This is a genomic window from Azospirillum soli (assembly GCF_017876165.1).
In the GTDB taxonomy this organism is placed as follows: Bacteria; Pseudomonadota; Alphaproteobacteria; order Azospirillales; family Azospirillaceae; genus Azospirillum; species Azospirillum soli.
The window spans coordinates 280,214-294,094 of record NZ_JAGINQ010000002.1; the positions used below are offsets into that span (position 1 = coordinate 280,214).

The 13,881-nt window shown below is 69.3% G+C and carries 13 protein-coding genes; 2 read left to right on the forward strand and 11 right to left on the reverse strand.

What is annotated here, in order from left to right; translation table 11 throughout:
* Nucleotides 1–2 precede the first annotated feature (2 nt).
* The 9 genes from J2852_RS04335 to J2852_RS04375 all read right to left on the reverse strand — a co-directional run bounded on the left by J2852_RS04335 (nt 3) and on the right by J2852_RS04375 (nt 10,308).
* Entirely contained in the window at nt 3–1,169 is a 1,167-nt protein-coding gene (locus J2852_RS04335) for an ABC transporter permease (protein ID WP_209871468.1), read from the reverse strand.
* Nucleotides 1,166–2,164: an ABC transporter permease gene (locus tag J2852_RS04340; RefSeq protein ID WP_209871471.1), complete on the reverse strand. Its 999-nt coding sequence runs from the start codon at nt 2,162–2,164 to the stop codon at nt 1,166–1,168. The genes J2852_RS04335 and J2852_RS04340 overlap by 4 nt, the downstream gene beginning before the upstream one ends.
* Before the next feature lie 4 nt (nt 2,165–2,168).
* Nucleotides 2,169–3,986 (reverse strand): ABC transporter substrate-binding protein, encoded by a 1,818-nt coding sequence (locus tag J2852_RS04345; protein WP_246499287.1) that lies wholly within the window; start codon nt 3,984–3,986, stop codon nt 2,169–2,171.
* 65 nt (nt 3,987–4,051) lie between these two features.
* Nucleotides 4,052–5,935, reverse strand: coding sequence for an ABC transporter ATP-binding protein (locus J2852_RS04350; protein ID WP_209871476.1), 1,884 nt, complete (start codon nt 5,933–5,935; stop codon nt 4,052–4,054).
* Nucleotides 5,932–6,444 carry a hypothetical protein gene (locus tag J2852_RS04355; protein ID WP_209871479.1) on the reverse strand — a complete coding sequence of 171 codons (513 nt, stop codon included), beginning with the start codon at nt 6,442–6,444 and terminating at the stop codon, nt 5,932–5,934. The genes J2852_RS04350 and J2852_RS04355 overlap by 4 nt, the downstream gene beginning before the upstream one ends.
* On the reverse strand, nt 6,445–7,218 hold the full coding sequence (locus J2852_RS04360) for a polysaccharide deacetylase family protein (RefSeq protein WP_209871481.1): 774 nt from the start codon (nt 7,216–7,218) through the stop codon (nt 6,445–6,447).
* Between the two features lie 75 nt (nt 7,219–7,293).
* Nucleotides 7,294–8,424, reverse strand: a complete 1,131-nt coding sequence (locus tag J2852_RS04365; protein ID WP_209871484.1) for a glycosyltransferase family protein — start codon at nt 8,422–8,424, stop codon at nt 7,294–7,296.
* A gap of 51 nt (nt 8,425–8,475) precedes the next feature.
* On the reverse strand, nt 8,476–9,294 hold the full coding sequence (locus tag J2852_RS04370) for a YcbK family protein (protein WP_246499288.1): 819 nt from the start codon (nt 9,292–9,294) through the stop codon (nt 8,476–8,478).
* A 138-nt stretch (nt 9,295–9,432) separates the two neighbouring features.
* Nucleotides 9,433–10,308, reverse strand: a complete 876-nt coding sequence (locus tag J2852_RS04375; RefSeq protein WP_209871487.1) for an MBL fold metallo-hydrolase — start codon at nt 10,306–10,308, stop codon at nt 9,433–9,435.
* A gap of 177 nt (nt 10,309–10,485) precedes the next feature.
* Between J2852_RS04375 and J2852_RS04380 the strand changes: the two genes are divergently transcribed.
* Nucleotides 10,486–11,244 carry a hypothetical protein gene (locus tag J2852_RS04380; RefSeq protein ID WP_246499289.1) on the forward strand — a complete coding sequence of 253 codons (759 nt, stop codon included), beginning with the start codon at nt 10,486–10,488 and terminating at the stop codon, nt 11,242–11,244.
* Here the strand turns inward: J2852_RS04380 and J2852_RS04385 are convergent.
* Together J2852_RS04385 and J2852_RS04390 are read right to left on the reverse strand one after the other, a co-directional pair.
* Nucleotides 11,226–11,915: a response regulator transcription factor gene (locus J2852_RS04385; protein WP_209871490.1), complete on the reverse strand. Its 690-nt coding sequence runs from the start codon at nt 11,913–11,915 to the stop codon at nt 11,226–11,228. The two genes, J2852_RS04380 and J2852_RS04385, sit on opposite strands and share 19 nt — an antisense overlap.
* Nucleotides 11,912–12,445, reverse strand: a complete 534-nt coding sequence (locus tag J2852_RS04390; RefSeq protein WP_209871493.1) for a glycosyl transferase — start codon at nt 12,443–12,445, stop codon at nt 11,912–11,914. The genes J2852_RS04385 and J2852_RS04390 overlap by 4 nt, the downstream gene beginning before the upstream one ends.
* Before the next feature lie 211 nt (nt 12,446–12,656).
* Here J2852_RS04390 and ribA point away from each other — a divergent pair, with 211 nt between their 5' ends.
* Entirely contained in the window at nt 12,657–13,799 is a 1,143-nt protein-coding gene (gene ribA, locus J2852_RS04395) for a GTP cyclohydrolase II (protein WP_209871495.1), read from the forward strand.
* The last annotated feature ends 82 nt before the right edge of the window (nt 13,800–13,881 follow it).

Sequence of the window (13,881 nt, forward strand, 5' to 3'; positions counted from 1 at the left end):
CCCTACCGGTAGGGATCCGCCGCGTCGCGCAGCCCGTCGCCCAGGAAGTTGAAGCTCAGCACCGTCAGGATCACCGGCACGACCGGCAGCATCAGCCAGGGATAGAGCGCCACCACGTTGATGTTCTGCGCTTCGGTCAGCAGCACGCCCCAGCTGGTGATCGGCGGGCGCAGGCCGAGACCCAGGAAGGACAGCGCCGTCTCGCCCAGGATCATGCCGGGGATGGCCAGCGTCGCCGAGGCGATCAGGTGGCTCATGAAGCTCGGCAGCAGGTGCCGGCCGATGATGCGGGCGGGGCTGGCGCCCATCAGCTGCGCCGCCGTGGTGAAATCCTCTTCCCGCAAGGCCAGCAGCTTAGACCGCACGGCCCGCGCCAAGCCGGTCCATTCCAGAAGGCCCAAAATCACGGTGATCCCGAAATAGACGAAGATCGGGTTCCAGGTGACGGGCAGGGCGGCGGACAGCGCCATCCACAGCGGCAGTTCGGGAAAGGATCGGATGATCTCGATCAGGCGCTGGATCAGGTTGTCCACCCAGCCGCCGTAATAGCCGGCGATGCCGCCGATGGTGATGCCCAGCACGAAGCTGACCGCGATGCCCAGCAGCCCGATGGTGAGCGAGATGCGCGTGCCGTGGATCATCCGCGACAGCATGTCCCGGCCCAGCCGGTCGGTGCCCAGCAGGAACAGCGTGCCGCCCTCGGCCGGGCAGGCGAGGTGTAGGTCCGCCTCGACGAGGCCCCAGAACCTGTACGGGTCGCCCCGGCAGAAGAAGCGGATCGGCTGGACCTTGCTCTTGTCCGGTTCGTACTCCCGCGTCAGGGTCTCCATGTTCAGGTGATAGCGGTAGCCGTAGACGAACGGCCCGACGAACTCCCCCTCGTGGAACAGGTGCACGGCCTGCGGCGGGGCGTGGATGAAGCGGGAATGGCGGCTGTCCACCGCGTAGGGCGCCAGCACCTCGCTGACCAACGTGGAGGCGTAGAGCAGCAGCAGGATCACCCCCGACACAACGGCCAGCCGGTGGCGCTTCAGCTTCCACCAGACCATCCGCCATTGCGATGCCATGGTGAAGCGTTCCTGCTCCGGTGACAGGCGCTCGACATGCTCCGGGTCCCAGGGGGCGGTGTCGGCGGTGTGGGGCAGGCGGTCGGAGGTCGCGTCGCTCATCGGCTGGCCCCTCCGCCCAGGCGGATGCGCGGGTCGAGCGCCGCCAGCGCCAGATCGGACAGGAACACACCCACGACGGTCAGAATCGCCAGGAACATCAGGAAGGATCCCGCCAGATACATGTCCTGGCTGCGCAAGGCCTGGAGCAGCATCGGCCCCGTGGTCGGCAGCGACATGACCACCGACACGACCGCCGCGCCCGACACGATCTGCGGCAAGAGGTTGCCGATGTCGGAGATGAAGGGGTTCAGCGCCACGCGCAGTGGGTATTTCACCAGCGCCTTGGCGGGCGGCAGCCCCTTGGCCCGCGCTGTGACCACGTACGGCTTGTGCAGCTCATCCAGCAGGTTGGCGCGCAGGCGACGGATCATCGCGGCGGTGCCCGAGGTGCCGATGACCATGACCGGGATCCACAGGTGTTCCAGCACGCTCATGGCCTTCCCCCAGCTCCAGGGTTGGCCGAGGTAATGCGGGTCCATCAGCCCGCCGATGGAGGTGCCGAACCACACGTTGGCGAAATACAGCAGCACCAGGGCCAGAAGGAAATTGGGCGTGGCGAGCCCGAGGAATCCCAGGAAGGTCAGCGTGTAGTCGCCCAGGCTGTACTGGTGTGTGGCTGAGTAGATGCCGATCGGGAAGGACACCGCCCAGATGAAGACGATGGTCGAGCCTGAGAGGATCGCGGTCAGCAGCAGCCGGTCGCCGACCACATCGGCCACGGGCATGTTGTATTCGAAGGAATAGCCGAAGTCGCCGCGCAGCATGCCGGTCACCCAGACCAGATACTGCTCGTACATCGGCCGGTCGAGCCCGTAGGTCTCCCGCAGCATGGCGAGACGCCCTTGGTCCAGGCTTTCGCCCCGGCTCTGCATCTCGGTGACAAGCGTGGTGAGGTAGTCGCCGGGCGGCAGCTGGATGATGACGAAGGTGATGACACTGATCGCCAGCAGCGTCGGGATCATGATGAGGATGCGGCGGATCACGTAGCCCAGCATGGCCTCACTCCTTCGCCTCCAGCCAGAAGGTGTCCGGCCGGTACATCCCGAAATGCGCGCCGGGGTCATAGTTGAAGAGGCCCTCCGGCGGGACGTTGCGCAGGGTGTCGCGCGCCACCACCGGCTGCGGCACCCCGGCGACGGTGCCGATGGTGAAGACCTGATCGGCGTTGATGGACAGGATGCGGTGCCACGCCGCCGCCCGTCCGGCCTCGTCCGTCGCCATCCGCCACGCGCGGAAGGCGTCCAGCAGTTCCACCGCCTCGGGAAGGTCGGGGCGTTCGCCGTCCTTGCCCATGGTCTGGAAATGCTGGCCCCACTTGGGCCACTGGTACTTGGCCTGATCGGTCGGCGCCATTTCCGCCGGGCTCATGTCCGCCGTGGCGATGGCGTCGTCCACGCCGCGCGCGATGGACATGCAGGTCTCGCCCGCGAAGATGCGGTTGCGGAACACGTCCAGTTGGGACGAGCGAATATAGAGCCGCGCCCCGATCCGCCGCCAGCCGTCGGCGATCAGCTCCAGCGCGTCGGTCTCCTCGGTGCTCTCCCCGGCGGTCTCCACGACGATCTCCAGCGGGCGGCCGTCGGGCAGCAAGCGGACGCCGTTCACGTCGCGCTTGGTCAGGCCGATCTCGTCCAGCAGCCGGTTGGCGTAGCGGATGTCGAAGGTTGCCCAGCGGTCCCGGTATTCCGGCCGCCACAGCGGCGAGACGTCGAGCAGCGTGTTGTTGGAGGGGATGGCGAGGCCGTAATAGACGACCTCGTTCAGCTCCTCCCGGTCGATGGCCAGCGACAGAGCGCGGCGGTAGCGGACGTCGCGGTTCAGCGCCCGCCACACCGGGTCGTTGCAGTTCAGGTTGGGGAACAGCGCCATCTGCGCCCCGATGCCGGTGCGCCACAGCGTGACCCGGTAGCCGTTGCGCCGCGCCCCCTGCGTCAGAAAGGTGTAGTTGTCGAAGCGCAGATAGCGGGCCTGAAGGTCGCTTTCCCCAGCCCCGGTCTTGGCCGGGATGATCTTGGCATCGGCCACCGTCATGACAACGCGGTCGAGATAGGGCAGCTGCCGCCCGGCGGGATCGACGCGGTGGAAGTAAGGGTTGCGGACGAAGACGAAGCGCTCGGCCGGCGGGGCGGTGGTCGGGACCCAGGGCTGAAGGGTCGGCAGGTCCGGATTGTCGAACTCGGTCAGATTGTCCTTGCGGTTGTGAAGCTGCTGCCAGTTCTTCTGCCGGGCCTCCTCGATCCGGCGCTTTAGCGTCTCCTCGTCGGTGTAGCGGGGGTGGAACTGCCGCAGGTAATGGGCCGGCGCGTAGATCTCGACCGGCTTGGCCCCCGACAGCATCGGCAGGAAGAAGGGGTTGGGGCGGCTCCAGCTGTAGCGGACGGTGACCTCGTCCAGGATTTCGACCTTCGGCGCCTCACCGCCGACCAGCAGCTCCGGCGGCGGGCCGCCGGGGAAGCGCTTGGGGTTGGAGGCCATGTCCTCCCACCAGTAGCGGAAATCCTCGGTGGTGAAGGGCTGGCCGTCCGACCAGCGGTGGCCCCGGCGCAGGGTCAGGGTGTAGACGCGGCTCTCGCTCGCCTCGACCCGCTCCAGAATGTCCGGAACGATGCGCAGGTCCGGGGTCAGCGACACCAGCCGGGCGTAGCCGTAGACATAGATCAGCCGCGTGTCCTTAGTCCGCGCCATCAAGGTGCCGAGGTCGCCGCCATGCCGGCCCGGCTGCTGCCACGTCCAGTCCATCGGTACCACGGCCGGCTGTTCGGGCAAGCGCCGCTCCACCGGCGGCAGAGACCCCGCCGCCACCGCATCCGCCAGCATGGGCGTCTCAACGGCGCTAAACGCACTCAACACAAGGAAGGCGAGGGGGAGGAGAACAGGTCGCATCACGCCATCTCCCTGACCCGCACCGACGCATCGGCCCGGACGCAGTGCCCGCCGCCCAGGTCCACCAGATGCGGTTCGTGATCGGCGTCGATGGTGAAGGGGGCGGGCCAGCGGGCGGGATCGGAGGCGTGGCCTTCCTCCAGGTCGGTCAGGGCCAGCGGGCAGCTCGGGTCCGGATCGGGCACGGCGTCCAGCAGCGCCCGCGTGTAAGGATGGACCGGGTTGCGGAACAGCGCCTCGCGCGGGGCGGTCTCGACAATGCGGCCCCGGCACATGACCAGAATGCGGTCGGCCATGTAGTCCACCACGGCCAGATTGTGGCTGACGAACAGGTAGGTCAGGCCCAGCCGCTCCTTCAGGTCCTTCAGCAGGTTCAGCACCTGCGCCTGGATGGACACGTCCAGCGCCGACACCGGCTCGTCCAGCAGCAGCAGTTCCGGCCGCAGCGCCAGCGCGCGGGCGATGCCGATGCGCTGGCGCTGGCCGCCGGAGAAGCTGTGCGGGTAGCGCCGGACGTGCCGCGCGTCGAGCCCGACGAGGCCCATCAGCTCCTTCACCCGCTCGGCCCGTTCGGCCTCGTCGCCGATGCGGTGGATGACCAGCGGTTCGGCGATGATGTCGAAGACGGTCATGCGGGGGTTCAGCGAGCCGAACGGGTCTTGGAAAACGAACTGCACCTTGCGGCGGAAGCGGGTCAGCTCCTCGCCCTGCAAGCCCAGCACGTCCAGGATTTGGCCGTGGTCGTTGAAGCGGACGGCCCCGGCGTCGGGGGTCAGCGCCCGCATCAGGATCTTGGACAGGGTCGTCTTGCCGCAGCCGGACTCGCCGACCAGCCCGACGCATTCCCCCTGGGCGATGGTGAAGCTGACATCGTCCACGGCCAGCGTACCCGCCGACGCCTTGGCGCCGAACCAGCCGGCCTTGCGGGCGCCGTAGCGCTTGCTGACGCCCTCCACGGCCAGCAGCGGCCCGGCCGACGCCGCACCGGGCGGCCAGGGCTGATGGTCCTTCTCCAGCAGGCTGCCGCCTTCGGATGTGATCGAGCGGATCGGCACCAGCCGCTCGCCCGGCGCCATGTGGAAGCGCGGAACGGCGCGCAGCAGGGCCTTCAGGTACGGGTGGCGCGGGTCGCCGAAGATGTCCTCGCGGGTGCCGGCCTCCATCACCCGGCCGCGGTGCATGACCACAACCTCCTCCGCGACGTTGGCGACCACGCCCAGATCATGGGTGATCAGCAGAACGGCCATCCCGAAGTCGGCCTGAAGATCCTTGATCAGCTTCAGGATCTGCGCCTGGATGGTGACGTCCAGCGCGGTCGTCGGCTCGTCGGCGATCAACAGGGCCGGGCGGCAGACCAGCGCCATGGCGATCATCGCCCGCTGGCGCAGGCCGCCCGACAGTTCGAACGGATAGGTGTCGAGCGCCCGCTTCGGGTCGGGGAAACGCACCCGGCGCAGCATATCCTCGGCCAGCGCGCGGGCCTGGTTGGCGGTGACCCTCTGGTGCAGCCGCACCGCCTCGCCCACCTGATCGCCGATGGTGTGCAGCGGCGACAGCGATGTCATCGGCTCCTGAAAAATGATCGAGATGCGGCCGCCGCGCAGGTCCCGCATCGTCTTGCCGTCGGCCTTCAGACCGGCGATGTCCACCGCGCCGGAGCCGTCATCGAACAGGATGCGCCCGCCGGTAATCTCGGCGGAACGGGGAAGGATACGCAGGATCGACTGCGCCGCCACCGACTTGCCGGACCCCGACTCGCCGACCAGCGCAACGGTCGAGCCGGGCCGGATCCGGAAGGACACGCCGCGCACCGCATGAACCACGCCGCCCGGCACGTGGAAATCGACCTTCAGGTCTTCCACCCGGAGCAGCGTGCGGGTCATGATTCCGGATCCTCCGGCGGATCGATGCCCAGCGCCAGCAGGTTGTCCACCGTCACCGGGCTGAGGGTGATCCCGTTGCGCCGCACCGCCTCGACCGCCCGTTCGATCACCGCGTCGAAGCCGTCGAGCGTCGAGTCGAGCCGGATGCGTCCGCCACGCCCGGTCAGCGTGGCCTGCATCCATCCCCCCTCTGGCCGAAAGCCTTCCCGGCCGCGTCGGGTGGCGTAGTAGCGCAGGCGCAGGCCGGTCAGATCGTCCCAGCGGATGGCGGCGCCCAACGGCCCCTCGGCCCGAACGCTCTGTTCGTCCATGGTGACGCGGGTGAACTGTCGCTGGGCGGTGCGCGCGGCGAAGGCGGCGAACAGCAGGGCGCAGGCGGCCAGCGGCGCGCCGATCCACGGACTGACGTTGACCAGCGCCAGCGGAAGGACCGTCAGGGCCAGCCCCGCCGCCGCCCGCGCGTAGTCGCCGAGCAGGACAGCGGACGGGTAGCGCAGCACCTCCGACATTCAGGCGGCTCCAAACAGGGTCTCGGGCGGCAGCCAGCGGGCCGCCGGGTGGGACAGGGTGGTGCGAAGGAAACGTTCGGTAAAGGCCCAGGTCGCGGCGTCCATGATCCGATGGTGCGTCAACAGGCCGGTGGGCTCGATTGCGTCAACATCGCCCAGGCGCCGGGCGCGCAGATGGGAAACCGCCATGCCCAGAGTCTGGTCATCGCCGAGAAAACCGCCGCCCGACCGCCACGCCACCGGATCCACATGCGTGTTGACGCAAGTCAGATTTGGCGGTGTGCCCTTGCTCGGTCCGAAGGTGGACAGGCCGGTGAAGCCGATGTCCGCCAAACGCGACATGACGCCGGGGTCGATGCGGTTCCAGGGCGGGACGAGAACGGGCAGGGCGCGCCGCCCGAACAGCCCTTCCAGCACCAGCCTGCCTTCGGCCAGTTCGGCCATGGTCGCCTTTATCGGACGTTCCGCGCCCAGTTCGCATTTCTTCGCGGCGGGCGCGGCGTGGTTGGCGTGCGACCAGCCGTGCTGAAGAACGGTGACGTCGGAGCACATCGACAGGAACGAGCCCAACGCCGGCCCCGCGACGGCCGGTATCACGGCGAGGGCGAGGTGCAGGTTGTGTGACCGGCAAAGACTGATGAGCCTCAGAAGTTCCTCCGCGGGCTCGGTCGCGTCGTCGTCGCGCCACCAGAAGGTCGCGACGCGGCCGGCATCGGCCCAGCGGTCCAATTCCTCCACCAAGTCATGCCAAGAGGCGGAAACGGGTTGGGTCATCACGCGGAACCGCCGAAGCTGAGCCGGGCACCAGCATGGCGCGCGCGCGGCACAAATCCAAGCGTCTCAATAGGTTTAGCCGCCCACCGCTTCCGCCAGCAAACGCGCGGTTCCGGCGGCGCCGTCCAGGCGGACGGGAACGGGCGGCGGTGCGGGTTGGGTCAGCGCGCGACTGATACCAGCCGCCAGGGTTTCGGCGGTCAGGCCGGCCTCCTCGACCACCACCAGCCGACCGCGCCGTTCCAGCAGACGGGCGCGGGTCGGCTGTTCGGTCTCGCCGCCGGCGGCGAAGGGCACGACGACGGCGCGGCAGCCGGCCTGCAACAGGTCCAGCACCGTGTTGTAGCCGGCCTGACTGACCGATAGGCGGCAGCGGCGGAGCAGGGCGGGAAAGTCCGGCCGGGCGCGCTCCACCAGCACGCCGGGCGGGGCGTCGGCGGCCAGCGCGCGGAAGGCCGCATCCGGCACGTCCGGCCCGACCAGCAGACGCCAGACGGCATCGCCCGCCGGGGTCAGCGGACGGGCGGCCAGTGCGGCGCGCAGCAGCGGCAAGCCGACCGCCCCGCCGCCGACCGACACGATCACCTCGTCCGTTCCGTCCGTGGTTTCAGCGGCTAAGGGTGGTGCGGCGACGTAGCCGGTGTAGCGGATGCGGTCGGCGATGCGGGAAGCGAGCGGGAAGGTGGCATCGAAGGGGATCAAGTCCGGATCGCCATGCACCAGCACGCGGTCGAACAGGCGCTCCACGGTCGCGGTACTCTCCTCCAGCCGGTCGGGATTGGCCTTGGCGACCAGGATGTCGCGCACCGAGCAGGCGGTGACGGTCCCGGCTGCGCGGGCGGCCTCCAGCAGCTGCAGCAGTTCGAACCGGAAGGCACGGCGGCCGAAGGGGAAGGATTCCACCAGCAGCGCGTCGGGCTGGACGCGTTTAAACGCGTTTAGAACAGCCTCCCGCCGGTTCGCGCGCCACGCGTCGTCGATGGGGTTGCCGTGCTCGTCCAGCAGGGTCTTGAAGGTTTCGTCGGCGGCGCGGGCGGGGGGAAGCTGGATCACCGCCGCCGGGCCATAGCCGATGCCCGGAACGGGATGGCCGCCGCGCAGCACCGTCACATCCATGCCGGCGGCCGACAGCCCCCTGGCGATCAGGGCAGCGCGCCGGTCGTGGCCGATGCCGAGCAAGTGCTGGACGTGGAACAGGACCTTCACGGAACGGGCGCCTCCTTCCCAAGGATTTTAACCCGGAACGAGGCGTGTTCCTCAGGGCTTCTTCCTGTCCTTGGTCGGTACCGCCGACGGCTGATCCTTCAACTGGGCCAGCACGAGGCGGACACGGGATAGATCGGCCGGAGCGGCGGACGCCACGGTTTTGATCTCCACGGGCTTCCCCCCAGGCGCCTTGGCGGCCGGGGCGGGTTTCGTCTCGGCAACCTGCACCCTCGGCTCGGCCTTCGGTGCCGGCTTGGCGCGCGGGGTGGCCTTAGCCTCCAGAATCGCCGGCGTCGTGCGCGGCTCGCCGCCCTTCGGCGTCCAGGTGCGGAAGGGGCCGGTGTCCACATGGACGTGGCCGCTGTGCGGGTACAGGGCGTAGCCGCCGCGCTGCATGGCCGCCGCCTCGTCCGCGATGCGGCGCGGCAGAACGCCGGGAATGTAGATGTCCGCCGCTTGTCCGCGCAGATGAAAACTGTTCTCGGCCACGTACGGGTTGCTGCGGGCCAGCGCCACGTTGGTCGTCTGGGAGCGGTAGCCGGACGTAATGTGGACCGGCGTGTCGGCCGGGGCGCCGCAGCGCTCGCGCAGTTCCACCAGCATGTCCACCAGCGCCGGATCGACCGGAGCGATCTCGCCGCTGCGGCGGTCGCGGAACAGTGTGGAAATCTCCTGCAACGCCGCGTGGTCGTAACCGTCACCGCGCCAGTAGGTGGCGCTGACCGTCTCGCCGCTTTGTGGATGATATAGGGTGATCGACCGGGGCGAAGCGCCCAGCGTCGATTGCGGTGCAGGGGTGGAGGCGCATCCGCTCAGGAAGCCCCCGACGAGCAGGCACGGCAATGTAAGGCGCAAAAAGGGCCGCATCATTTCCCCCAGAGTTCCCCCTGCGGTTGCAAGCGGCCTTCATACCATAGTTGTCACAAGAGCTTGCAGCGACAAGTTACCACGGGACTCGAAATACGGCTCCCATGTGGCTGAAAAACATCACAGGCGGGTGGGGATCAACTATGGCGTCAGAACCATGCCTTCGCGGGCGACCAGCGTGCCGGGGCGCATCGCCTCGGCGGCGGCGGCGATGGCGTCCAGCTGCGCGTCGGTGCGCGACGGGTCGTGGTGGAAGATGACCGCCCGGCCGACCCCGGCCTCCTCGGCAAGGCGCAGGCACTCCTGCCAGGTGGAATGGCCCCAGCCGACGCGGGCCGGGTATTCCGCGTCGCTGTAGGTGCTGTCGTAGATCAGCAGGTCGGCCCCGCGCACCAGCGCGACCACGTCGGGGTCGCGGCCCATGGCCGGGTGTTCGGTGTCGGTGACGTAGCAGACGCTGCGCCCGGCGAACTCCACCCGATAGCCGACGGCACCGTCCGGATGGTTCAGGCGCGCGGTGCGCACGGTGACGCCCGGCTTCAGGGCCAGCGTCTCGCCCCCTTGGAAATCCTTGAAGGAGCAGTCGGCGGTGAAGATCTCCACCGGGACCGGGAACAGCGGGGCCGACATCATGCCGCGCAGGACCGAGCGCAACCCGTGGTCCGGCGTCAGGTGACCGGCCCACAGCCGCACGTGGCTGTTCGGATCGAAGGCCGGGGCGAAGAAGGGCAGGCCGCAGATGTGGTCCAGATGGCTGTGCGTCAGCAACAGGTCGAGATCGACCGGCCCCTGGCGCAACAGCGTCTCGCCCAGCGGACGCAGCCCAGTGCCGGCGTCCAGCACCAGCAGCGCGTCGCCGCAGCGCACCTCGATGCATGGGGTGTTGCCGCCGTAACGGACGGTGTCGGGTCCGGGGGAGGCGATACTGCCCCGGACGCCCCAGAAGCGCACGGTGAAGGCCGGCGCCGCGACTTGGGACTCGGGTGCCGCGGATTCGGGAACGGTGGATTCCGTCATGGTGCCATCAATTTGGCCGCGCACCGATCCCAAGTCGAGTAAAAACCTACCCCCTCGGAGGGTCTGAAAGATTGGCCGATAACCCCAATATGTGGGGGTGCCGAATCCAATAAGGTGTGGTAGTGTCCGGGCAATTCGCAAATCCTGTGCTGATTCGCCTCCGGACCTGATCGACGGATGGATCCTGACAAGCTCGCCAAAGTCCTCGCCATGGCCGAGTCGGAGCACCAGGGTGAGGCTCTGTCCGCTCTGCGCGCCGCCCGCATCATGCTGTCGCGGGCGGGCATGTCGTTCCGCGATCTCGCCCAGGGAGCCCGACCGGCTGGCGCCCGTTCGGCCCCGGCGTCGGAACCGCCCCCCACCGTCGTCACGCCCGCTCCCCCCGACCGGCCGCCGCCGCCCGACCAGCTCGTCCAGGGACTGCGCCGTCAGGTGAAGGATCTGGAGCTGGAGATCGCCGGGCTGAAGCGCCAACTGGAGAAAACCAGCGGCGAGATGGAACGGCAGCGGGACGAGGCCGATCGCTGGCGCTCGCTGGCCCGCGAGACGGCGGAAAAGCTGTGGGACGTGGGCAAGGCGCTGGAACGCAAGCACATCCGCCACACCAAGGCCGACAAGCGGCGCGCCATCCTCGACCAGCTTCAGGATCCCGGCAGCGCGCTGCTGGCCGATCACGAGATCGCGCGTCGCGTCGGCGCCTCGGCGAAGGTCGTCGCGCATTGGCGGCGGCGCCTTGCCATCGTCGGGCGCAAGATCCGGCTGCTGCCGGTGGTGCCGCGCGGGCGGGGGCTGTGGAGCGTCAACAGCAAGTCCAACGGCAAGCATGGTGCCGCAGCGTTGGACGGGCCGCGCAAGCGCTGGATGGGTTATCCGGTGGCGGTCACCATCGCCGGCCGTTCCGGCCACGGGCATCGCCCTCACGGGACGAGGCGGTAGCCTCCGGGTTCGGTCACCAGGATTTCCGCGTTCGACGGGTCGCGCTCGATCTTCTGGCGCAGGCGGTAGACGTGCGTTTCCAGCGTGTGGGTGGTGACGGCGGCGTTGTAGCCCCACACCTCGCCCAGCAGCGTGTCGCGCCCGACCACGGCGCCCCCGGCCCGGTACAGGTATTTCAGGATCGCCGTTTCCTTTTCGGTCAGGCGGATCTTGCGGTTCTTCGCCTCGTCCAGCAACAGCTTGCCGGCGGGGCGGAAGCTGTAGGGGCCAATGACGAAGACGGCGTCCTCGGTCTGGTCGAAGAGGCGCAGCTGGGCGCGCAGGCGGGCCAGCAGGACGCCCAGGCGGAACGGCTTGGTGACGTAGTCGTTGGCCCCGGAATCGAGCCCCAGGATGGTGTCTGCATCCGACCCCGCCGCCGTCAGCATGATAATCGGGCAGCGCACCCCCTCCCGCCGCAGCAGCCGGCACAGGTCGCGCCCGTCCATGTCCGGCAGCCCGACGTCCAGCAGAATGGCCGAAAAGCCGCCCTCCCGCGCCGCCGCGAGCGCGCCGGCGGCGTCGGTGGCCTCCGCCGTCTCGAACTCCTCCAGCAGATGGAGCTGTTCGGCCAGGGACTGGCGCAGGGCGTCGTCGTCGTCGACGAGGAGAATGCGTTTGGCGGGCGTCATGCGGGGGTTTTCACCGTGGGCTCCGGCCCGGACCTTAGCACGGCGGCGAGGTCGGCCACAGCCCCGGCATCCGGGGAAACGACGCTGACCGCCTCCGGCGCGAGGCCGAGTGCGGTGACCTCCGCAACGCCCTCGGCGTTCGGCGCGGCGACGGCGCGCATGAGGGCGAGCGCCCCCTGTTCCAGATTGCGCCGGGCCGCCGCCTCGTCGGCGTTCAGGCCGGGCGCGCGCCACAGCAGCCGTTCGATCAAGGCGACGAAGCGCAGACGGCGGTTGTCGATGGACAGGGCCGCCGCGATGCCGGGCAGGGCGAGGCCGTCCACCAGAACGGCGGCGCCATCCGGCAGACGCGACACGGTAATGTCCGCCGCGAGGATCGCCGACTGGTCCACCAGCGGATAGTCGCCGGGCAGGGCGTGCGTGGTGACGGTCCAACCCGCCGCCCGCAGGGCCTCGGCGATGCGCGGCCCATAAGCCTCCGGGGCTTGGCACGCCGGGACCAGGAAGTGCAGAGCCGGCTGTTCCGGCATGGGGCGAACCCTCCGTCTTTGTCGCTGCGATCAGGATAGCGCAACGCCGGAGGGCGCGCACCGGAGCTTCAGCGGGCATCGTTGCGGGAAGAACAACGGTGTGGTGAGCGCCCGGCGCGCGGGATTTGCTGGACAGGCGTGCGGCACCTGCGCTTTGCTTCCCCGGCCTTCGGGCCTATCTCGTGTTTTTCCGTCAGCGATAAGCGTTGCGATGTACGCCGACCTTCATTCCGAACCCGCCCAGCCCTTCGACGAAGCCGCCATGCGCGCGGTCGACCGGGCGCTGGCCGCGCTGCGCCGGGGCGAGGCCGTCGCCATTGAGACCGCCGACGGCACCGTCGGCGCCGCCGTGTCGGTGGAATCCGTGGCCTCCGACGCGGTCGCCCGGCTGAAGCGGCTGACCGGCGGAGAGCCGGTGCTGGCCGTCACGCGGCGCCGCGCCACCGTGCTGAAACTGATGGAGGAAGGAACGGGCGTGGTCGCGTTGTCGCTGCCCGGCGGCCTGACCGCCGACGAGGCACACGCGCTGGCCGATCCCGAACACCGCCCCGACGGCGACCTGCCGGTGGGGCTGACCGCGACGGCGATGGACGCGGACTCCCGCGAGGCGGCGGCGGTGGAACTCGCCCGGCTGGCGCGGCTGCTGCCGTCCGCCGTGGTGGCGCCGGCGCGCGGCGTGCGCGGCTCGGCCGAAGGTTGGGCGGTGCGCAACGACCTGCTGCTGGTGCGGGCGCGCGACATCGCCGATTACCGGGTCCATGTGGTGCGCACGCTGCGGCAGGTGGCCGACGCCCGCGTGCCGCTGATCGCGGCGGAGAACACGCGCATCGTCGCCTTCCGCCCCATCGACGGCGGTTCCGAGCATCTGGCCATCGTCATCGGGGAGCCCGATCCGGACCAGCCGGTGCTGGCCCGCCTGCATTCGGAATGCTTCACCGGCGACCTGCTGGGGTCTTTGCGCTGCGACTGCGGCGACCAGCTGCGCGGGGCCATCGCGGAGATCGCGCGGCAGGGCAGCGGCGTGCTGCTCTATCTGGCGCAGGAAGGGCGCGGCATTGGCCTCGTCAACAAGCTGCGCGCCTACCGCATCCAGGACCGTGGCTTCGACACCGTGGACGCCAACGAGATCCTGGGGTTCGAGGCGGACGAGCGCGTCTATCTGCCGGCGGCGGAGATGCTGCGGCAGCTGGGCTTCGCCTCGGTGCGGCTGATGACCAACAACCCGGAGAAGCTGCGCCAGCTCGCCCGCTGCGGGATCGAGGTGGTGGAGCGGGTTCCGCACATCTTCCCGGCCAACGGCCACAACGAAGGCTATCTGCGCACTAAGGCCGAGCGCAGCGGGCACATGTTCTGAACCTTCGCCCTTTTGAACCTTCGAAACTCCGCCGGGCAGGAATCGCCCCGGCACCCGGCAGGTCTTGCCGGGGGGTGAGGGC

What these genes read in the sequence shown, in the direction of transcription:
- J2852_RS04335 (WP_209871468.1), bottom strand. Translation starts at nt 1,169, where the DNA reads ATGAGCGACGCGACCTCCGACCGCCTGCCCCACACCGCCGACACCGCC.
- J2852_RS04340 (WP_209871471.1), bottom strand. Translation starts at nt 2,164, where the DNA reads ATGCTGGGCTACGTGATCCGCCGCATCCTCATCATGATCCCGACGCTG.
- J2852_RS04345 (WP_246499287.1), bottom strand. Translation starts at nt 3,986, where the DNA reads ATGCTGGCGGATGCGGTGGCGGCGGGGTCTCTGCCGCCGGTGGAGCGG.
- J2852_RS04350 (WP_209871476.1), bottom strand. Translation starts at nt 5,935, where the DNA reads ATGACCCGCACGCTGCTCCGGGTGGAAGACCTGAAGGTCGATTTCCAC.
- J2852_RS04355 (WP_209871479.1), bottom strand. Translation starts at nt 6,444, where the DNA reads ATGTCGGAGGTGCTGCGCTACCCGTCCGCTGTCCTGCTCGGCGACTAC.
- J2852_RS04360 (WP_209871481.1), bottom strand. Translation starts at nt 7,218, where the DNA reads ATGACCCAACCCGTTTCCGCCTCTTGGCATGACTTGGTGGAGGAATTG.
- J2852_RS04370 (WP_246499288.1), bottom strand. Translation starts at nt 9,294, where the DNA reads ATGATGCGGCCCTTTTTGCGCCTTACATTGCCGTGCCTGCTCGTCGGG.
- J2852_RS04375 (WP_209871487.1), bottom strand. Translation starts at nt 10,308, where the DNA reads ATGACGGAATCCACCGTTCCCGAATCCGCGGCACCCGAGTCCCAAGTC.
- J2852_RS04380 (WP_246499289.1), top strand. Translation starts at nt 10,486, where the DNA reads ATGGATCCTGACAAGCTCGCCAAAGTCCTCGCCATGGCCGAGTCGGAG.
- J2852_RS04385 (WP_209871490.1), bottom strand. Translation starts at nt 11,915, where the DNA reads ATGACGCCCGCCAAACGCATTCTCCTCGTCGACGACGACGACGCCCTG.
- J2852_RS04390 (WP_209871493.1), bottom strand. Translation starts at nt 12,445, where the DNA reads ATGCCGGAACAGCCGGCTCTGCACTTCCTGGTCCCGGCGTGCCAAGCC.
- ribA (WP_209871495.1), top strand. Translation starts at nt 12,657, where the DNA reads ATGTACGCCGACCTTCATTCCGAACCCGCCCAGCCCTTCGACGAAGCC.